The following is a 19223-nucleotide window of genomic DNA, read 5'->3' on the forward strand; positions in this document are numbered from 1 at the left end:
AGACATGCCTCTCACCACGCCTTGGCGCAGCCGTGCCCTCACCGCCGCGCTGCTCGCCGCCGTGCTGACCACCAGCACGGCCTGCGGCGACGACGCTCCGGGCACGAGCGCCGGCGGCTCGATAAAGATCGGCCTGCTCGCGTCGCTGTCCGGGACGTACCAGGCGGTCGGCACGGAGATCCGCGACGGCTTCCAGCTCTACCTGGACACCCACGACGGCAAGTTGGGCGGCCGGCAGGTGGACCTCGTCGTCGCGGACGAGGGCAACGGCGCGCAGACCGCTGTCCCGGCCGCGACCAAGCTGCTCAAGCAGGACCGGGTGTCCGCACTCACCGGCATCGTCGGTGGCGGCTCGGTCGCCGGAGTCACACCGGTGCTCAACGAGACCAAGGTGCCGCTGGTCGGCTCCAACGGCAGGCCGGAACTCAAGGACGTCTCCCGGGTCTGGCACACCTCGTACCTCTCCGACGAGCCCGGGGCGGCGATCGCCCAGCACGTCCGCGACAACGTGAAGGGCTCGGTGTACGCGATCGGCCCGGACTACCAGGGCGGTTGGGACGAGCTGCGCGGCTTCACCGACGCGTTCGGCAAGATCGGTGGGAAGCTCGCGAACGCCGACGGGAAGACGACCTTCACGCCGTTCCCGGCCACCACCAACTTCCTCCCGTACTTCGCCCGCATCAAGGCCTCCGGCGCGGCGGCCGTCTACACCTTCTACGCCGGTAGCGCCGCTGTCGACTTCGTGAAGCAGTACGCGCAGTCCGAGATCAAGGACATCCCGTTGTACGCGGCCGGGTTCCTCACCGAGGGCGGCGTGCTCAACGCGCAGGGCGAGGCCGCCCGCGACATCTACTCGGTGCTCAACTACTCGCCCGACCTGGACAACGCGGAGAACCGCGCCTTCGTGGCCGCGTGGAAGGCGAAGCACGACGGTTCCCCGACGACCTACGCGCTGGCCTCGTACGACGCGGCGGCGGTGCTGGACCGGGCGATCGGCGCCGCCGGAAGCGACCCGACCCCCGAGGCCATCAACACCGCCATCGGCCAACTCGGCCAGATCGCCAGCCCGCGCGGCACCTGGCAGTTCTCCACCACCACGCACTCCCCGGTGCAGAAGTGGTACCTGCGGCAGGTCCGCCAGGACGGCCGGGCGCTGTCCAACACCGTCGTGGGTGACCTCGCGACCGTCGGCCGGTGATAGCTGTGGCGGCCGGCACGAACCGGATCGACCCGTACCTGATCCCGGCGTTGGACGGAGTCGCCTACGGGCTGCTGGTCTTCGTCGCCGCGTCGGGCCTGGTCTTCTGTTTCGGCGTCGCCAACATCCTCAACCTGGCGCACGGCCTGCTCTACGCGATCGGCGGGTACACCGCCGCGGCGCTGCTCGACGGCGGCTGGGCGAGCCTGGCGTTGGCCCTCGCCGTCGGTGTGCTGGCCGCCGCCGCGACGGGGGTGCTCCTGGCCGGCCTGCTCACACCGGTCGCCGCCGGCAATCACCTGAGTCAGGCGCTGTTGACGTTCGGGGTGGCGCTGGCCGGCGGCAGCCTGCTCGTCGCCGGCTTCGGGCCCGACAACCCGCAGGTCCAGGTGCCCGCGGCCCTGGAGGGTTCGGTGACGGTCGCCGGTCACCGCTACGCCGCGTACCGATTGGTGTTCATCGTCGTCGCCGCCGTGCTCGCCGTCGCCCTCTACCTGGTGGTGCGACGCACCAGGGCCGGAATGCTGGTCCGGGCGGCCGTCGACGACCCGGAGATGGTCGCCTGTCTGGGCGTGAGTCCGGCACGGATCCGGGCCGGAGTGCTCGCCGCCGCCGGTGCGCTGGCCGGCGCGGCCGGGGTCCTGGGCGCGCCCATCATCGGCCCCGGCACCGGCACCGCCGACACGGTGCTGCTGCTCTCCCTGGTGGTGGTCGTCCTCGGTGGTCTCGGGTCGATGGCGGGCACCCTGCTGGCCGCGCTCGCGATCGGTGAGATCCAGACGCTGGGAGTGGCGCTGCTGCCGTCCGCCGCGCCGTTTCTGCTGTTCGCCGCCATGGCGGCCGTGCTGGCCGTGCGGGCGCGCGGCCTGGCCGGCAGGTGGAGGACGGCATGAGAGGCGAGGTGATCCGGCGGGTTCGGGGCGGCATCGCGGCGCTGGTCCTGGTCGGCCTGGTCGTGGCGCCCTGGATGGTCGACGACTACACCACGGCGATCCTCGCCCGGACGCTGGCGCTGGCACTGGTCGGGGTGAGCGTGGCCCTGCTCACCGGCGTCGCCGGCATGCCCACCCTCGGCCAGACCGCACCGTACGCGGCCGGCGCCTACGCGTGCGCCGTGGTCGGCAGCCGGGTCTCCGACGTCGGCGTCGTGCAGCTCGTCGTCGCGGCGGCCGCAGGGGCGCTGCTGGCCGCGCTCACAGTCCCGCTCGTCGTGCACGCCCGAGGGGTGATCGTCCTGATGATCACCCTGGCCATCGGTGAACTCGTCGTCATCGTCCTGGGGCGGTGGCGGTCGGTGACCGGTGGCACGGACGGGCTGGCCGGCATCCCCGCGGTCCGCCCGTTCTGGGGGCTCCCGGCCCTGGCCAACGATCAGGCCCGCTACCTGTACGCCCTGGCCGTCGTGGCCACGCTGGTCGGCGCGGTGCTGGTGCTGCTGCGTACCCGGGCCGGGCTGGTGCTGCGTGCCGGCCGCGACGACGAGACGCGGCTGCGGGCCAGCGGACACCGGGTGGCGCTGCACCTGTCCGGCGCGCACATCGCCGCCGGGGCGATCGCCGGTGCCGCCGGCTCGCTCCTGGTCGTCGCCCAGCAGTACATCTCCCCCGCCGACTTCGGCTTCGACACGTCCGCGCTGCTGCTGCTCGGTGTCGTCATCGGTGGCACCGCCTCGGTGGGTGGCGCCCTGGTGGGTGCGGCGTTGGTCATCGCCGTCCGGGACTGGCTGTTCGGGGTGCTGCCCGGCCACGCGCCACTGGTGCTGGGCGCGCTGTTCGTGGCGACTGTCTACCTGCTGCCCACCGGCGTCGACCGGGCCCGGGGTCGGCTGCGCCCGCCGGGCGTCCCGACGCTGCTGCCGGACCAGCCAGCCGCCCCTGATCAGGCCACCGTTGCGGAGCTGCACCGATGACCGGCCTGTTGGAAGCCCAGCAGATCAGCGTGCGGTACGGCTCGCTCGCCGCGCTCGACGGTGTGGACCTGTGCATCCACGACGGCCAGCGGCACGCGTTGATCGGCCCGAACGGGGCCGGCAAGACGACCCTGCTCAACGTGCTCGGCGGGTCCACCAGGCCGCAACGCGGCACGGTGCGGTTCGACGGACGGGACGTCGGTCGACTCGGCCCGGCAGCCCGGGCCCGGCGGGGCATCAACCGCATCCACCAACGACCCGCGGTCTTTCCGACGCTCACCGCGACGGAGAACGTCGTGGTGGCCGCGCTGCCACGGATCATCCCGCGCCGCCGGTGGTGGCCGGGCGGACGCCGACGCGCCGCACAACGCCTGGCCGGTCCGCTGCTGGATCAGATGGGGCTCACCGCCGTCGCGGCGGTGCCCGCCGGGCACCTCGCGCACGGGCAACGACGCCAGTTGGAGATCGCGATGGCCCTTGCCGGTCGCCCCCGCCTACTGCTCCTCGACGAACCGGCGGCCGGGCTGTCCGCCGTCGAGGTCGGCCGGCTGGTCGAGTTGCTCCAGGCGCTGCCCCGGGCCGTCGCCGTGTTACTGGTCGAACACCGACTGGACCTGGTGTACGCCCTCTCCGACACCGTCACCGTGCTGCGCGACGGTCAGACGTTGGCCGCCGGCACACCTGACGAGATCCGTACCTCGCCGCTGGTGCGGCAGGCCTACGCCGACGGGGTGGCCTGATGCTCACTGTGGATCGTCTCTGCGCCGGCTACGGCGGGGGAATCGTCCTGCACGAGGTCAGCCTGCGGGTACGCCCGGGCAGCATCCAGGCCGTGGTGGGCCGCAACGGGGCGGGCAAGAGCACACTCGTGCACACCATCGCCGGGCTGGTGCGGGCGTCCAGCGGTCGCGTCGAGATCGGCGGTGTGCACGTCGCCGGCCGGCAACCGCATCGCATCGCCCAGTCCGGCGTCGGTCTCGTCCCGCAGGGCCGACGGGTCTTCTCCCGGTTGACGGTGGCCGAGCACCTGCACCTGGCGGCCGCGCCGTGGCGGGCCCCCACCTCCGGCGGCGAGGGCTGGACGGTGGCCCGGACCCTGGAACTGCTGCCGAGGCTGGCGGTGCGGCTGCGACACCGCGGCTGCGAACTCTCCGGCGGTGAGCAGCAGATGCTGGCGATAGCCCGTGCGCTGCTCGGCCAACCCCGGGTGCTGCTGCTCGACGAACCATGTGAGGGCCTCTCGCCCGATCTGGCGGCGCGGGTCCGCGAACTCGTCAACGGTCTCGCCGCCGACGGCCTGACCGTGCTGCTCGTGGAGCAGCAACTCCAGCACGCCATCGAGCTCGCGGACCGGGTGGCGGTGCTGGAGTACGGCCGGGTGGTGTACGACCGGCCGACAGCGGAGGCCCGCCGCGATCCGGCCCCACTGGCGGCGATGTTGAGCGTCGCCGCCGTTGCGCCCCCGGCCAACCGACCGACCCCTCGGCTCTGGGCCGACACCCCGTAGTCACCCGACCCTTCACGGAGAGGTAGACACCGATGACAACCGCTACGAGCGATGACACGTACACGTTCGACAACGGCGCACCCGACGCCGTGCCCCAGATGCACGCGCTGGAGTCCTTCCTGGATCCGATCACGACGCGTCGGCTGGCCCGCCCGGTGCTGCAACCGGGCGCCACCTGCTGGGAGGTCGGGGCCGGTGGCGGCTCGATGGCCCGGCGGATGGCCCGCGCTGTCGGCGACGACGGCCACGTGCTGGCCACCGACATCGACCCCACCCACCTCGTGGCCGAGGGCAACCTGCACGTACGCCAGCACGACGTGCGCACCGAACCACCACCCGGGGACGCGTTCGACCTGATCCACGCCCGGCTGGTGCTGTTGCACCTCCCCGATCGACGACGGGTCCTGCGCACGCTCACCGGCGCGCTCAGGCCCGGCGGGTGGCTGGTGGTCGAGGAGTTCGACTGCACAGCGCCGCAGCGGGTGCTGACCGCGCCCAGCGACGACGCCGCGAAGCTCTTCGCGCAGGTCATGGACGCCATGATGGGTGTCCTGGAGGACCACGGCGCCGACCTGGGCTGGGCGCAGGACGTACACACCGAGATGGCTCTCGCCGGTCTGACCGACCTGGACACCATCACGCACTCGCAGAGCTGGGCCGGCGGGTCCACCGGAACGTCGCTCTACGAGACCAACTCCCGCCAGTTGGAGCCGGACCTGCTGGCGGCCGGGCTGTCGTCCCAGCAACTGCACGCCTTCCGGCGGCTGCTCGGTGACCCCGGATTCGCCGTCATGTCGTACCACTTCGTCTCCACGCGGGGCCGCCTACCGAGCTGAGCAGGTGGACCACCGCGCGGAGCGCGGTCACGCCGCCCGTACCTCTCCCGCCGCAGCACCTCCCCCCCGCTGCGCTCCGGACAGCTCTACGACGGCGTCGATCGCACCGGCCGGGCTCCCTCGCGAGGGAGCCCGGCCGGCCCATGTCCGCGCCCATGTCCGCGCCCGCGCCCGCGCCCGCGCCCGCGCCCGCGCCCGCGCCCGCCGATCTTGCACTTTCGGTCGCCGATACGCGTGGAATGGTCCCTATGTCGGGACAGAAAGCGCAAGATCGCGGCTCGTGGGCGGGCTGGACTCGTGGATCATGGATTTGTGGTGCCTGAATTAGCACCTTTAACGGCTTTTGTTGCCCACCACAACTTCATGATCGATGAGGGGGGTGCTGGTTCGGACCGATGGTCGAGGATCGTGGCTCAGCGCGGAATGGTCTCCTGGTCGGCCAGGACAATCAGGTCGTCCGGGCGGGCCGACAGCGGCGCTGACGCTCCGTCGAGCCACACGAGATAGCCCACCGGCGGACCGGAGGAACCCCACCGGGCACCGACGATCGTGGCCGACCGCGCGTCGTGCGGCTGCGTGAGCAGGCGTACCCGGGTGCCTGGCGCGTGTCCGTCGTCGGCGACGATGAGCAGCGCGTCGAGGATCTGCCGGACCCCGGCGACGGGCAACCCCGGAACCCACGGCTCGCCCGCGTATCCCAGACGCGGCGTCATCATCGTGCTCAGCAGCGCGGTCTGCCGGATCGCCTCCTGGCGAACCTGCCCGTCCACGCTGCGTTCGGCCACGGTCAGCGCCTTCTGGATGCTCGACCAGAGGGCCAGTGGCTCCTGGTCGAGCAGGCGGCGGGCCTCGCGGTCGACTTCGGCGCAGGCCGTGTCGAGCGCTGTGTCCTCGCCGAGTTCCGCGATCCAGGCGAGGTCCCCCACCTCGGGCAGCAACCCTGGCGAATCGGCCACGATCACGATGTACAACATCGCGAGCAGTTCCTCGCGGCCCTGGCCGTGATACAGCGGGCCCACCCCGCTGCCGGTACGCCCACGGCTGGGCGGGAACCGCTCGACGAGGTGCTGGGCGCGGCCATGAGGCAGGGCAGCGGCCCGCCTGGTGTCCGACACCCGCTCCTCGAACGACCGCCGCTCACGGCGTTCGACGAGCAGTTGGCGATGCGGGTCGAACCCGATCGGATAGATCGTCCGCCCGTACCGGGAAAGGGTTTCGCCGGGTCGGAGGCCGACCGACTCGAGTTGCCGGGCCGCCTCCGAGTAGGCAACGCCGGCCCGCGCTGCATGCTCCCGGATGGCACGCTTGCGGGCGCGTCCCGGGGCCGGGGTCCGTCGGGGGATGGAATCAGACATGACGCCTCCGGTGCAGCCCCACGCACTCCACCGAACGGGCGACGTGACCGGCACGCCGGAAGTCGACACATCGGCGCGGAGTCGGAGACTCTTGGCCCCAGGCATGCGGTCAGGCGTGGGCCACCACATCGGGCGCTGGCAGGCGCTCTGCCGTGGCCAGCATATCGTGACGCCGACCGTCGGTGTGCATCTGACCGCCCTGACTCTCGGCCCCGGTGTCAGCCCGTGTCAGCCCGTGTCGGTGGCGTGTCAGGGTGGTGTCAGCGGGCCCGCGCAGACTCGGCGCATGACAGCTGACCTGGTGATCGAGGCCGAGGGCCTCGTGAAGACGTTTGGGAAGACGAGGGCGCTGCAGGGCGTGGACCTCGCCGTACCCCGTGGGACGGTGCTCGGGGTGCTCGGGCCCAACGGCGCCGGCAAGACCACCGCCGTGCGCATCCTCTCCACCCTGCTCACCCCGGACGGCGGGACCGCCCGAATCAGCGGTTACGACGTGGTACGGGACGCCGAGCGCGTTCGGCAGAGCATCGGCCTCACCGGCCAGTACGCCTCGGTCGACGAGGACCTGACCGGGCGGCAGAACCTGGAGCTGTTCGGCACCCTGCTGGAGCTGGGGCGCGCCGGTGCCCGGCGGCGGGCCGCCGAACTGCTCGACTGGTTCGACCTGACCGATGCCGCGAACCGTCCGGCCAAGACCTACTCCGGCGGCATGCGGCGACGGCTGGACCTGGCCGCCAGCCTCGTCGGCTCGCCCGACGTGATCTTCCTGGACGAGCCGACGACCGGGCTCGACCCGGCCAAGCGCGAGGACATGTGGGACGTCGTCCGTTCGCTTGTCAACAACGGTTCGACGGTGCTGCTCACCACCCAGTACCTGGAGGAGGCCGACGCGCTCGCCGACGCGATCACGGTGATCGACCATGGCCGGGTCATCGCGCACGACACGCCCGAAGGGCTCAAGCGGGTGGTCGGCGGGCAGACTCTGGAGGTCCGGCCGTCGGATCCGGCTCAGCTGCCCCGCACCGCGGAGATCCTGACCCAGGTCGGGTCCGGGGCGCAGGCCGACGAGATCCGCAAGGGCGTGCTCGCGGTGCCGGTCACCGACGACGCGGCCCTCACCGAGAGCGTCGCGCGGTTCGCCACGGCCGGCATCGCGGTCACCGAACTCTCCCTGCACCTGCCGAGCCTCGACGAGGTGTTCTTCACCCTCACCGGGCGTACGGCGTCCGAAGACGACACCACCATCCGCCCCACGGAGGTCGCGGCATGAGCACTCTGACCGACACCGCGCCCACGCGAAGCCGCGCACTCTCGACAACCACGCCGAACCCTCGGCCGTTCCGACTGGTCCGGCACTCGTTGGCGCTCGCCAAGCGCAGCCTCATCAAGACCTGGCGTACGCCCGAGGCGCTCATCGACGTCACACTGCAACCGGTGCTGTTCCTCATCATCTTCGTGTACGTCTTCGGCGGCGCCGTCGCCGGCTCCACCCACGACTACCTGCAGTTCCTGCTGCCTGGCATCCTGGCGCAGACGATCGCGACCGGTGCCATCGCGATCGGCGTCAACCTCAACACCGACATCGCCAAGGGCATCTTCGACCGGTTCCGATCGTTGCCGATCCCCCGCTCCGCACCACTTGTCGGCGCGGTCCTCGGCGACGTCGTCAGGTACGTCATCGTCACCGTGTCGACCCTCGTGATCGGCTACGTGATGGGTTTCCGAATCGACACCGACCCGTTCCGGGCGATCGCCGGGTGTCTGCTGGCGGTGCTGTTCGCGCTCTGCCTGAGCTGGCTGCCGGTGCTGGTGTCGATGAAGGTGCGGACCGCGGGTGCCGTGCAGGGTGTGATGTTCGCGTTGATCATGCCGCTGAGCTTCGCGTCCAACGTGTTCGTCGGCGCCGACACCCTGCCGGGCTGGATGCAGGCATTTGTGGACGTCAACCCGATGACCCACCTGGTGGCCTCGGTCCGCGGACTGTTCCTCGGCACCCCACTGGGCAACCACGTGTGGTGGACGCTCGCCTGGTGCGCCGGCTTCGTCGCGGTGTTCATGCCGCTGGCCCTGCGGGCGTACCGCAAGAAGATCTGACCTACGCGAGCAGGTCGTCCATCAGCTCGCGGACCCGGCTGACGGCCGCGGCGGGTGGCCGCTCGCGCCACGCGGCCAGCAACGGCTCACGCTGCTCCTCGCTCCCGAGGATGGCGTTGAGCCGTTCGCCGTTCTCAAAGGGGAAGAACATCTCGATCTGGGTGCCGATCCGCTTCGCGAGCACCGCCAGTTCGCGGGCGGCGTCGACGTCGCCGCGGTACGCCGCGAACTCCGCGCCGCCCGACGCCCACGCCCCGATCACCGGCAGGTCCCGTGAGGTCAGCGCGTCGTCGCGGGCGAGTGACAGCATCGCGGCCGCCTGGACGGTGGCATCGTTGCCCGACACCCGCCCAACCTGGGCCACCCGCAGGTAGATGATCGCCGCCGTGGCGCGGAGCATCACGCGCGGCTGTGGCTGCGGCCCGACCCAGCCGGCAAGGACACGCGTCACCTCGTCAGCGTGGGCGAGCGCCTCGTCGTAGCGCTCACGCTGCCAGGCGAGGTGCGCCAGGCCGAGCAGCGCCTGCGCGGCGTCGATCTGCTCGGCCTGGCCCAGCGCGGCCGTCTCGCCCAGCCGCCGCTCCGCCTCCGCGTCGCCGGTCAGGGCGAGCTGCACGTCCAGCCGTACCCGGATCGACCGCGCGTCCTGCGTGGCGCCGACCAGCTCCATGTGCCGGACGCTGCGGGTCAGCCATTCGGCCGACCGGGCATCCCCGCCCGGGACCAGGAACTGCCCGACCGCACCCGCCGCCATCGCCATACCCCAGTGGTCGCCGGCGGCCTCGAAGCGGTGGTAAGCCTCCTCGGCGTCGCTGATCGACGCTTCCGGCAGGCCACCGTTCTCCCGTACCGCCGCGCGCGCGAACAGCCCCAGCCCCTGCACGTACGGGTCCGGGTGCACGACCATCTCGGTGGCGCTCTTCAGGCTCTGCTCCAGGTCGGACGCGTCGAAGCCGGGCAGCGCCGACGCGAGGGCGGTCATCCGGGACGACACCTCGCCGGGGCGTTCGGTCTGGAGCGTCCGCAGCGCCCGCCGGGCGAGCACGGCGGGTCGCAGATCGGCGCTGACGCCGGCGTTCACGCTGATCACCACGCACATCCAGGCCAGCCGGTCGGCGTTGGGCAGTGGCCGGCCGCTGGCCGCGCCGCGCAGGATCGCCGACCGCAGCCGCCGCTGCGGGTCGTCGATCTGCAGCAGCCCGCGCGCCCAGGCGAGGACCTCCAGGTGCAGGCCCCGCACCGACCAGAGGTGGAACAGCGCTGTGGCGACGTCGACGGCGGCGGGCTCGTCGTCCGCTCCCATTGCCCACCGCAGGCCGGCGACCAGGTTGTCCTGCTCGGCGGCGCAGCGGTGCAGCGCCTCGACCTGGCCGGGGCCGATGAAGCGGCCGGCCAGCGCGACGGCCTGTTCCCGCGCCCACCTGACGAGGCCGGCCATGGCCTGATCCCGGTTACCCGCCGCCTCCAGCCGGGCCTCGCCGTACTCGCGGACCGTTTCGAGCATCCGGTAGCGCGGCGGACCGTCCCCCTCCACCAGGGTCAACAGGGACTGTTCGACGAGGGTCGCCAGGCCGCGACGGACGTCCGGGGCCTGCGCGACGGCGGCGGCGAGGTCCGCTGTGAACGGCGCGGGGATGACAGCGACCCGCTGGAGCAGGTCACGGTCGGCTTCGGCGAGCAGTTCCCTGCTCCAGTCGACGAGCGCCCACAGGCTCGCGTGCCGCTCGGGCAGGCCGCGCAGTGCGTCGTCGAGCAGCGCGAACCGGTCGGTCAGCCCGGCCAGCACGTCGTCGATCGGCATGTGCCGCAGTCGCGCGGCAGCCAGTTCGAGGGCCAACGGCAGGTTGTCGAGCCGGTGGCACAGGGCGAGCGCCCGCTCGGTGTCCCAGGTCGGCACGGCGCCACCGGCCCGCGCCCGGGACTCGACCAGCGCGAGCGCGTCGGCGTCCGGCAACGCGGTCAGCCGGTGCACCAGCTCGCCGACCAGGCCCAGTGGGGCACGGCTCGTCGCGAGCACCGCGACCTCCGGCGAGGCCGCCGCGACCAGGTCCGCGACGACGACTGCCACCGCGTCGAGCACGTGCTCGCAGTTGTCCAGCACCACAAGCCCGTCGAGGTCCGGCGCCACGGCGCGCAGCCGCTCCTCGGGGCTGAGGACCCGCCGCTCCAGGCCCAGGTTGCCGCCGGTCGCCGTGGTGTCCGCACCGCCGAGCGCGGCGAGCACAGTGGGCAGCACCTCGTCGGGCGAGCGCAGGCCGGCGAATTCGATCACGCGGACCGCCTGACCACCCGCCGCCGTACGCCTGGCCACCTCGGCGGCGAGCCGGGTCTTGCCCGCCCCGCCGGTCGCCACGACCGTCACGACGGGTGTCTCGGCGAGCGCGTCGGTGACGGCCTTGACGTCCCGCTCCCGCCCCACGAGGGCGGCCATGGGGCGGCGCCACGCGGCGGGCAGCGTGATCCGCGCCTGTTGCCGGGGCGGCGCCGCGACGGGTGGTGCGGTGAGTTCACCGCGCAGCAACGCCAGGTGGACGCTCGTGATCACGGGCGACGGGTCGGTGCCGTAGCGGTCGGCCAGGTCGGCGCGCAGCCGCTCGACGACCTCCAACGCCTCGGCCTCCCGTCCCTGCGCGGCAAGCACCCGGACGAGCAGGGCGGCGGACGGCTCGTCCGGCGGTGTCCGCGCGACGAGTCGGCCCAGGTCGACCTCGTCGAACGGGCCCACGCCGGCGAGTGCCGCCTGCGCGCGCAGCGCGGCGACCTCCGCGAACAGACGGGTGTCCTCGGCGCTGACCAACTCCGGCACCTCGGGGAACAGGGCCCGCGCCTGGTCGGCCAGGCCGCGGGCGGCACTGACGTCACCGCACCGGAGCATGGTGCCGGCCTGATCGACGAGCGTGCGCGCCTCGACCGCGTCGACGGTGATCTGCTCGGTGGGCAGGCGGTATCCGCCCGGCACCGCGACCACTGGCAGCCCGAGACGGCGCACCCGGGACACGAGCGCCTGGACGGCGCCGGTCGCGTCGTCCGGTGGCGCGCCGTCCCAGACGGCGTCCACGAGCAGGCTCACGGAGACCGCCCGCCCGCGCGCGTCGACGAGCGCGCGGAGCACCGCCGCGAGCCGTTCACCCCGAACGGGCTGGCCGTCGACGGCTAGGGGGCCGAGGGTCGCGATGTGCACGGACCCAGCATCCCCCACGCGCGCACGGACCTGACGACCACCGGTACGCCAGGCCTGTCACGGCCCTGCGACCGGCTTGACAAGCCGGCATTCAGTTAGGTTAGCCTAACCTCATGCAGAACGAGTTGGCGTCGGTCAACGGGGAGCGCAGCCTGTCCGGCGTCGACCTCCATCTGGGCTATCACGGTGTGCCGGTGGTGCACGGTGCAGTGATCAACCTGCGCGCGGGTGCCGTCACCGCACTGGTGGGGCCCAACGGCAGCGGCAAGTCCACCCTGCTGCGGGCCCTGGCCCGGCTGCACCCGATCGAGGCCGGAATCGTGCACCTCGCCGACGGCGTCACGGCCGCCAGCCTCGCGGCCCGGGAGTTCGCCCGGCGGGTCACCCTGCTCGCCCAGAGCCGGCCGGTGCCCAGCGGCGTCACAGTTCGCGACGTCGTCGGCTACGGCCGCCACCCCTACCGCGGGCGCTGGCGCACCGAGGACCCGGACGGTCCCGCCGCCATCGCACGCGCCATGGACGTCACCGGCGTCGCCGCGATGGCCGACCGTCCCGTGGACGAACTCTCCGGAGGCGAGTTGCAGCGGGTCTGGTTGGCCACCTGCCTCGCCCAGGACACCCCGGTTCTGCTCCTCGACGAACCCACCACGTTTCTCGACCTGCGCTACCAGGTGGAGATCCTCGACCTGGTCCGTGACCTCGCGGACGATCACGGCGTCGCCGTCGGCGTCGTGCTGCACGACCTCAACCAGGCAGCCGCCGTGGCGGACGAGGTGGTCCTGTTGCAGCAGGGCCGGGTCCGCGCCACCGGCACCCCGGCGACGGTGTTCACCGAGAACGCCCTCACCGAGACCTACGGGATCCGCATCGAGGTGACCACCGATCCGGTCAACGGACTGGTCACCACCCGCCCGGTCGGGCGGCACCAGATCCGCGCCCTGGTCTGAACACCCCCATCCACAGCAGAGAAAGACCGTCATGACCCGTACCCGTTTCACAGCCCTCATCGCCGTCGTGGCCGCGCTGACGCTCGGCGCCTGCGGCACCACCGAGAACGCCGCGGCCCCCGACACCTCCGCCTCGGCGTCCGGCGGTCCGGTCACCGTCACCGACAGCCGGGGCAAGGAGATCACCCTCAAGACGCCGGCGACCAAGGTGGTCGGGCTTGAGTGGGGCGAGGTCGAACTGCTGGTCAGCCTCGGCGTCATGCCCGTCGGTGTCGCCGATCCCAAGGGCTACGGCACCTGGGTCACCTCCGCGAAGCTCGATCCGGGCGTCAAGGACGTCGGGGTCCGCGGGGAGCCCAGCGTCGACGCGATCGTCGCCCTCCAGCCCGATCTCGTCGTGATGGAGGACGACCGGGGCGGCGCCATCGTCAGTCAACTGGAGAAGTTCGTGCCAGTGGTGGTCGCCAAGGGCAGTGACGCCACCGACAACCTCGGACGGATGCGCACCGACCTCAACATGATCGCGAAGGCGGTCGGCAAGACGACCGAGGCGGAGAAGCTACTCGCCGACTTCGACGCGGCCATCGCCGACGGCAAGAAGAAGATCACCGACGCGGGTGCCGCCGGCCGTCCGTTCGCCATCGCCGACGGCTGGAAGGAGGGCAGCACCGTCAGCATCCGGATGTTCGGCGCTGGCGCACTGGTCTCCCAGATCGGCATCCAACTCGGCCTCACCAACGCCTGGACCGGCAAGACAGACGAGGTGTGGGGCCTGGGTCAGACCGACGTCGAGGGCATGACGGTCCTGAAGGACCCGAACATGCACCTCTTCTACAACGCCTCCGACGGCGACGACGTGTTCGCCGACGGCCTCGCCGGCAACGCCATCTGGACGTCGCTGCCCTTCGTGCGGAAGGGCAACCTGCACAAGATGCCCAACGGCATCTGGACCTTCGGCGGTCCGCTCTCCGGCAAGCAGTACATCGACGAACTCGTCAAGACGTACACGGTGTGAGCGTGCTGAACGCGCCCCCGCGTCCGGAGCCGGCCACCCGGCCGGCTCCGGGCGGACGCCCGGCCGTGCCCGGCGTCGCCGTCGTCTTCGTCGCCGCGATCCTGCTGCTGCTGGTGGTCGGCACGGTCCACCTCACCCAGGGCACCTCGAACGTCGGCGCCCTCGACCTGCTGCGCCTCACGACCGGCGCCGACGACGAGGCGGCCCGCGTCCTGATCGCGTCCCGGCTGCCCCGGCTGCTCGCCGGGCTCACCATCGGCGTGGCGCTCGGGTTCGCAGGGGCGGCGTTGCAGTCGATCGCCCGCAACCCGCTCGCGTCCCCCGACACCCTCGCGGTCAACGCGGGCGCCCACCTGGCGATCGTCGCCGTCGCCGCGTTCGGCCTCGCACTGCCCGCGCTGCCCGCCGGCGGCCTGGCCTTCTGCGGCGGGCTGGCCGCCGCCGGCCTGGTGATGGCGATGTCCTCGGGTGGGCAGGCCGGCACCACCCGGCTGATCCTCGCCGGCTCGGCGACCGCGCTGGCGCTCGGGTCGGTGACCACCCTGCTGCTGCTCCTGTTCGAGCAGGCCACCATCGGGCTGTTCGCCTGGGGGAACGGCTCGCTGGTGCAGAGCGACCTGACCGCGCTCACCCAACTCGCCCCGGTGATCGTCGGCGCCGTCGTCGTGCTCGTGCTGCTCGGGCACCGCCTCGACATCCTCGCCCTCGGCGACGACACCGCCACAGTGCTCGGCCTCGACGTGCGGCGCACCCGGCTCACCGTCATGGTGCTGGCCGTGCTGCTCTCCGCCGCGGCAGTCACCCTCACCGGCCCGGTCGGCTTCGTCGGCCTGTGCGCACCGGTGATCGTCCGGCTGCTCGCCCCGGTGGTGCCGGGGGTGCACCGGCACCGCGTCCTGCTGCCGTTGTCCGGCATCGCCGGGGTCATCATCGTGCTCGGCTCCGACGTGCTGCTGCGAGCCGTGATGGGCGGGCAGGCCGGGGTCGACATCCCCACCGGCGTGGTCACCACCGTGTTCGGCGCGGCGATCCTCATCTGGCTGGCCCGCCGGCACCGCGACGCCGGCCCCACCCGCCGTCCGCCGGGCGGGCACGCGGCCGTCCGTTCCGCAGCCTTCCACCGCGTCGTCGTCGCCGTCACCGCCGTCCTGACCGTCTGCGCCGTGACTGTCGGCATGCTCGCCGGTGACACCTGGGTGCTGCTCGGTGACGTCGTCAACTGGGTCAACGGCACCACCGGGCCCGCGTACACCTTTGTGCTGGACCAGCGGTGGCCGCGCGTCGCCGCGGCGGTCCTGGCCGGCGCGGCGCTCGCGGTCGCCGGCACCACAGTGCAGGCGGTCTGCCGCAATCCGCTGGCCGAACCCGGCATCCTCGGCATCACAGCGGGCGCCGGGCTCGGGGCGGTCTCCCTGCTCACCTTCGTGCCGCTCGCCGGAGTGTGGGCCGTCTCCGGCGTCGCCGGACTCGGCGCGATGCTGGCGTTCGCCCTGGTCTACGGCCTGGCCTGGCGCGGCGGACTGAGCTCCGACCGACTGGTACTGATCGGTTTCGGGGCCTGGCAGGGCGGCATGGCGGTCATCACCTACCTGGTGGTGGCCTTCGACCCGTGGAACACCGGGAAGGCGTTGACCTGGCTGTCCGGCTCCACCTACGGTCGGACGCCCACCCAGGTGCTGCCGGTGCTGATCGCCCTGCTGGTGCTCACCCCGGCCGTTGTCGCCGCCCGCCGGGAGCTCGACCTGATGGCGCTGGACGACGACACCCCCCGCGTGCTGGGTGTCCGGCTGGAACGCACCCGGTTGATCGCGCTCGGCGCGGCGGCGCTGCTCACCTCCACCGCCGTCTCGGCCGTCGGGGTCATCGGGTTCGTCGGTCTGGTCGCCCCGCACGCCGCGCGGGCGCTCGTCGGCGGCCGGCACTCCCGGGTGCTCCCGGTGGCCGCCCTGCTCGGCGCGGCGCTGGTCAGCATCGCCGACACCTTCGGCCGGACGATCATCGCGCCGGCCCAGATCCCCGCCGGCCTGGTCACCGCCATGATCGGCACCCCGTACTTCGTCTGGCTGCTGTGGCGCTCCCGCGCCGTGGCGAGCACCACCCGGTAGAGCCGTCCGAGTCGAGAGAGGCACCATGACCGAGACCCTGCCCATCGCCCCGTGGCGCGTGTTCGCCGTCACCGTCCGCGCGGTACGCCGCCTGAGCCCGTCCTTCACCCGGGTGACCTTCACCGGGGCGAACCTGGACCGCTTCGCCGACAACGGCTACGACCAGCGGATCAAGCTGGCGCTGCCGCTGCCCGGTCAGGACCGGGCGACCCTGCCGGACGGCCCGGACTGGTACGCGACGTGGCGGGCCCTGCCCGCGCACCTGCGTAACCCGATCCGCACCTACACCGTGCGGGCGGTCCGCCCGCACCTGGCCGAGGTGGACGTCGACCTGGTGTTGCACGGCGACAGTGGTCCGGCGACGCGCTGGGCTCGGCGGGCCAGCGTCGGTGACGAGATCGCGCTGGTCGGGCCGGATGCCGGCTTCGACGGCAACCACGGCGGGGTCGAGTTTCGACAGTCCACCGGCGGCGCGTTGTTGCTGGCCGGGGACGAGACCGCCGTGCCGGCGATCAGCAGCATCTGCGAGCGGCTCCCCCTCGACGCCCGGGGCACTGTCGTGCTGGAGGTGCCCGACGCCGCCGACGTGCTGCCGCTGCTCGCGCCGCCCGGCGTCGAGGTCCGCTGGCTGGCCCGGGGCGCCGACGGGTACGGCAGCAGGCTGGTGCCCGCCGTCGTCGCGGCCGCCGGGGAACTGCTGGCCCCCGGCACGTCGACGGCCGCCCAGCCAGTGCCGGACGTCGACGTGGACACCGAACTCCTGTGGGAGGTGCCCGAGCAGGCGGCCTCGGCACCGCTCTCCGCGTGGCTGGCCGGGGAGGCCGGCGTCATCCGTACCCTGCGCCGGCACCTGGTCGCCGAGCGGGGCCTGGACCGGCGGGCGGTGGCCTTCATGGGCTACTGGCGTCTCGGTCGCGCCGACGCCGACTGACAGCGCCGCGAGGCGCACCACGCCGGACGGCCGTGAGGTGCGTCGGAGGCGGTGAGGCGCGTACCGTTTCGGGTCGGACTTGGGGCGGACCGGCTGGAGCCGGCACGGGATACGGGACGAGACAACGACGCATGACGGTGGACAACATTACCGAAAACGGTCAAGAGGGCATTGACCGAAGCCGGCTGGAGGCCTGCCTCAGCGTCTTCGAGGCGTTGGAGGCGCTGCCCTCCGACCATCCCGACGTGGTGCAGGTGCAGCGGGCCACCGCCCGGCTCTACAAGGTGATCAAGCAGCGGCGGCGGGAGGAGCGACGGGATGCCATCCTCGCCGCCGACCGCGCGGTGACGGAGGCCACCGCCACCGGCGCTCCGGGGCGGATCGACGACGAGACGCAGGGTATTCCGCTCGCGTCCTCCGTCGCCGGCGAGACTGCCGGCTTCCTGCACAATCCCCGCGGCTGCTACGTCTGCAAGCAGCGCTACCGCGAGGTGGACGCCTTCTACCACCAGCTCTGCCCGTCCTGCGCCGCGTTGAACCGGGAGCGCCGCGACGCCCGCACCGACCTGACCGGCCGGCGTGCGCTGCTCACCGGCGGCCGGGCCAAGATCGGCATGTACATCGCGCTGCGGCTGCTGCGCGACGGCGCGCACACGACGGTGACGACCCGGTTCCCGCACGACGCGATCCGCCGCTTCGCCGCGATGCCCGACAGCGCGGACTGGCTGCACCGGCTGCGCATCGTCGGGATCGACCTGCGCGACCCCGCCCAGGTGATCGCTCTGGCTGACGACGTCAGCAGCCAGGGCCCCCTCGACATCCTGATCAACAACGCGGCGCAGACCGTCCGCCGGTCCCCCGGGGCGTACGCGCAGCTCATCGCCGCGGAGGCCGCGGCCCTGCCGGACGGCCCGCTACCGGAGCTGATCACGTTCGCCAAGCCGGACGGGCAGGGCGGCCCGGTGGGCAGCCTGACCGCCGGGCCACAGTCGACAGCGCTCACCCCGCACGCGCTCACCGCGCTGGCACTGACCAGCGGGTCGGCCTCGCCGCAACGGATCGCGGCGTCCACCGCCATCGACGCCGGCGGGCTCGTGCCCGACCTCGACTCGGTGAACAGCTGGGTCCAACGGGTCCAGGAGGTGGACCCGGTCGAGCTGCTCGAAGTGCAGCTGTGCAACGTCACAGCGCCGTTTGTCCTGGTCAGCCGGCTGCGCCCGGTGATGGCCGCCGCGTCGGCCCGCCGCAAGTACGTGGTGAACGTGTCGGCGATGGAAGGCCAGTTCGGCCGGGGGTACAAGGGGCCGGGGCACCCGCACACCAACATGGCGAAGGCGGCACTGAACATGCTGACCCGCACCAGTGCCGAGGAGATGTTGACCGACGGCATCCTGATGACCAGCGTCGACACCGGCTGGATCACCGACGAACGTCCCCACCCGACGAAGATGCGGCTGGCCGACGAGGGCTTCCACGCCCCGCTGGACCTGGTCGACGGCGCGGCCCGCGTGTACGACCCGATCGTCCGGGGCGAGCAGGGCGAGGATCTGTACGGCTGTTTCCTGAAGGACTACGCGCCCTGCGCCTGGTGATCGCACCGATGGTCGCCTTTGCACGATGAGGAGAAGAGACATGTCAGCTGACCGTGAGTCGTGGCCGACGCTGGACGAGCTGCTGCGCGAGGAGAACGAGCTGGAGCTCGCGGGCCTGTCCGAGACCGACGCGTACGAGCTGGGGATGCTCGCCGTCACCGCCGCGACCGAGCAGCGGCTGCCGGTCTCGGTGGGTGTGTGGCGGGCCGGGCGGCAGCTGTTCCACTGTGGCCTGCCGGGGTCGACGGCGGACAACGACGCGTGGCTGCGCCGCAAGGGGCGTGTGGTGATGCGGTTCGAGCACTCCTCGCTCTACATGGCCCGGCTGTGCCAGGACAAGCAGGTGACGCTGGCCGAGCGGTTCGGCCTGCCGGCCTCGCGGTACGCGGCGGCCGGGGGCGCGGTACCCCTGCGGGTTCGCGGCACCGGTGTGGTGGGCTGGGTCGGTGTCTCCGGGCTGCCGCAGCTGGACGATCACCATTTCGTGGTCGACATCCTCCGCAAGCTTTCCCGATAGAGCGTTCCCGGCGGCCCCGCAGGCGAGGCCGCCGGG

Annotated in this window: 16 protein-coding genes; 14 read left to right on the plus strand and 2 right to left on the minus strand. The window is 72.5% G+C overall.

Features of this window, described 5'->3' with window-relative positions; all coding sequences use genetic code 11:
* Positions 1 to 4: 4 nt before the first annotated feature.
* The 6 genes from AB0B98_RS26075 to AB0B98_RS26100 are packed head-to-tail and all read left to right on the plus strand — an operon-like array spanning position 5 to position 5450.
* Positions 5 to 1198 (plus strand): ABC transporter substrate-binding protein, encoded by a 1194-nt coding sequence (locus AB0B98_RS26075; protein ID WP_238668457.1) that lies wholly within the window; start codon positions 5 to 7, stop codon positions 1196 to 1198.
* Positions 1195 to 2091, plus strand: coding sequence for a branched-chain amino acid ABC transporter permease (locus AB0B98_RS26080; RefSeq protein WP_357366007.1), 897 nt, complete (start codon positions 1195 to 1197; stop codon positions 2089 to 2091). The genes AB0B98_RS26075 and AB0B98_RS26080 overlap by 4 nt, the downstream gene beginning before the upstream one ends.
* Positions 2088 to 3107 carry a branched-chain amino acid ABC transporter permease gene (locus AB0B98_RS26085; protein ID WP_357366009.1) on the plus strand — a complete coding sequence of 340 codons (1020 nt, stop codon included), beginning with the start codon at positions 2088 to 2090 and terminating at the stop codon, positions 3105 to 3107. Before AB0B98_RS26080 ends, AB0B98_RS26085 begins: the two co-directional genes overlap by 4 nt.
* Entirely contained in the window at positions 3104 to 3847 is a 744-nt protein-coding gene (locus AB0B98_RS26090; protein WP_238668460.1) for an ABC transporter ATP-binding protein, read from the plus strand. Before AB0B98_RS26085 ends, AB0B98_RS26090 begins: the two co-directional genes overlap by 4 nt.
* Positions 3847 to 4614, plus strand: a complete 768-nt coding sequence (locus tag AB0B98_RS26095; RefSeq protein WP_357366011.1) for an ABC transporter ATP-binding protein — start codon at positions 3847 to 3849, stop codon at positions 4612 to 4614. The genes AB0B98_RS26090 and AB0B98_RS26095 overlap by 1 nt, the downstream gene beginning before the upstream one ends.
* Positions 4615 to 4646: 32 nt before the next feature.
* A complete protein-coding gene (locus tag AB0B98_RS26100; protein ID WP_357366013.1) occupies positions 4647 to 5450 on the plus strand; it encodes a methyltransferase domain-containing protein in 804 nt (267 codons plus the stop codon).
* A gap of 413 nt (positions 5451 to 5863) precedes the next feature.
* Here the strand turns inward: AB0B98_RS26100 and AB0B98_RS26105 are convergent, their stop codons facing one another.
* Positions 5864 to 6805 carry a hypothetical protein gene (locus AB0B98_RS26105; RefSeq protein ID WP_357366015.1) on the minus strand — a complete coding sequence of 314 codons (942 nt, stop codon included), beginning with the start codon at positions 6803 to 6805 and terminating at the stop codon, positions 5864 to 5866.
* 286 nt (positions 6806 to 7091) lie between these two features.
* Between AB0B98_RS26105 and AB0B98_RS26110 the strand changes: the two genes are divergently transcribed.
* Entirely contained in the window at positions 7092 to 8075 is a 984-nt protein-coding gene (locus tag AB0B98_RS26110) for an ATP-binding cassette domain-containing protein (RefSeq protein ID WP_357366017.1), read from the plus strand.
* Positions 8072 to 8899, plus strand: coding sequence for an ABC transporter permease (locus tag AB0B98_RS26115; protein ID WP_357366019.1), 828 nt, complete (start codon positions 8072 to 8074; stop codon positions 8897 to 8899). Before AB0B98_RS26110 ends, AB0B98_RS26115 begins: the two co-directional genes overlap by 4 nt.
* Position 8900: 1 nt before the next feature.
* Here AB0B98_RS26115 and AB0B98_RS26120 read toward each other — a convergent pair whose 3' ends face one another.
* Positions 8901 to 12080: a BTAD domain-containing putative transcriptional regulator gene (locus tag AB0B98_RS26120; RefSeq protein WP_357366021.1), complete on the minus strand. Its 3180-nt coding sequence runs from the start codon at positions 12078 to 12080 to the stop codon at positions 8901 to 8903.
* Positions 12081 to 12193: 113 nt separating this feature from the next.
* On the opposite strand from AB0B98_RS26120, the gene AB0B98_RS26125 reads away from it, so the two are divergent.
* From AB0B98_RS26125 to AB0B98_RS26150, 6 genes are all read left to right on the plus strand, one after another.
* The gene (locus AB0B98_RS26125; protein WP_357366023.1) at positions 12194 to 13027 is read left to right on the plus strand and encodes an ABC transporter ATP-binding protein; all 834 of its coding nucleotides are present in this window, start codon (positions 12194 to 12196) and stop codon (positions 13025 to 13027) included.
* A 31-nt stretch (positions 13028 to 13058) separates the two neighbouring features.
* The gene (locus AB0B98_RS26130; protein WP_357366025.1) at positions 13059 to 14042 is read left to right on the plus strand and encodes an iron-siderophore ABC transporter substrate-binding protein; all 984 of its coding nucleotides are present in this window, start codon (positions 13059 to 13061) and stop codon (positions 14040 to 14042) included.
* A gap of 5 nt (positions 14043 to 14047) precedes the next feature.
* Positions 14048 to 16147: an iron ABC transporter permease gene (locus AB0B98_RS26135; RefSeq protein WP_357366072.1), complete on the plus strand. Its 2100-nt coding sequence runs from the start codon at positions 14048 to 14050 to the stop codon at positions 16145 to 16147.
* A gap of 25 nt (positions 16148 to 16172) precedes the next feature.
* Positions 16173 to 17078, plus strand: coding sequence for a siderophore-interacting protein (locus AB0B98_RS26140; RefSeq protein ID WP_357366026.1), 906 nt, complete (start codon positions 16173 to 16175; stop codon positions 17076 to 17078).
* Positions 17079 to 17209: 131 nt separating this feature from the next.
* On the plus strand, positions 17210 to 18670 hold the full coding sequence (locus tag AB0B98_RS26145) for an SDR family NAD(P)-dependent oxidoreductase (protein WP_357366028.1): 1461 nt from the start codon (positions 17210 to 17212) through the stop codon (positions 18668 to 18670).
* 40 nt (positions 18671 to 18710) lie between these two features.
* Positions 18711 to 19187: a heme-degrading domain-containing protein gene (locus AB0B98_RS26150; protein WP_357366030.1), complete on the plus strand. Its 477-nt coding sequence runs from the start codon at positions 18711 to 18713 to the stop codon at positions 19185 to 19187.
* Positions 19188 to 19223 lie beyond the last annotated feature (36 nt).

The sequence above is a fragment of the Micromonospora sp. NPDC048947 genome (assembly GCF_040649495.1).
Taxonomy (GTDB): domain Bacteria; phylum Actinomycetota; class Actinomycetes; order Mycobacteriales; family Micromonosporaceae; genus Micromonospora; species Micromonospora alfalfae.

Excerpts from the sequence above, each read along its gene's own strand:
- AB0B98_RS26075 (WP_238668457.1), top strand. The coding sequence starts at position 5 with ATGCCTCTCACCACGCCTTGGCGCAGCCGTGCCCTCACCGCCGCGCTG.
- AB0B98_RS26085 (WP_357366009.1), top strand. The coding sequence starts at position 2,088 with ATGAGAGGCGAGGTGATCCGGCGGGTTCGGGGCGGCATCGCGGCGCTG.
- AB0B98_RS26090 (WP_238668460.1), top strand. The coding sequence starts at position 3,104 with ATGACCGGCCTGTTGGAAGCCCAGCAGATCAGCGTGCGGTACGGCTCG.
- AB0B98_RS26095 (WP_357366011.1), top strand. The coding sequence starts at position 3,847 with ATGCTCACTGTGGATCGTCTCTGCGCCGGCTACGGCGGGGGAATCGTC.
- AB0B98_RS26100 (WP_357366013.1), top strand. The coding sequence starts at position 4,647 with ATGACAACCGCTACGAGCGATGACACGTACACGTTCGACAACGGCGCA.
- AB0B98_RS26105 (WP_357366015.1), bottom strand. The coding sequence starts at position 6,805 with ATGTCTGATTCCATCCCCCGACGGACCCCGGCCCCGGGACGCGCCCGC.
- AB0B98_RS26110 (WP_357366017.1), top strand. The coding sequence starts at position 7,092 with ATGACAGCTGACCTGGTGATCGAGGCCGAGGGCCTCGTGAAGACGTTT.
- AB0B98_RS26115 (WP_357366019.1), top strand. The coding sequence starts at position 8,072 with ATGAGCACTCTGACCGACACCGCGCCCACGCGAAGCCGCGCACTCTCG.
- AB0B98_RS26125 (WP_357366023.1), top strand. The coding sequence starts at position 12,194 with ATGCAGAACGAGTTGGCGTCGGTCAACGGGGAGCGCAGCCTGTCCGGC.
- AB0B98_RS26130 (WP_357366025.1), top strand. The coding sequence starts at position 13,059 with ATGACCCGTACCCGTTTCACAGCCCTCATCGCCGTCGTGGCCGCGCTG.
- AB0B98_RS26140 (WP_357366026.1), top strand. The coding sequence starts at position 16,173 with ATGACCGAGACCCTGCCCATCGCCCCGTGGCGCGTGTTCGCCGTCACC.
- AB0B98_RS26145 (WP_357366028.1), top strand. The coding sequence starts at position 17,210 with ATGACGGTGGACAACATTACCGAAAACGGTCAAGAGGGCATTGACCGA.
- AB0B98_RS26150 (WP_357366030.1), top strand. The coding sequence starts at position 18,711 with ATGTCAGCTGACCGTGAGTCGTGGCCGACGCTGGACGAGCTGCTGCGC.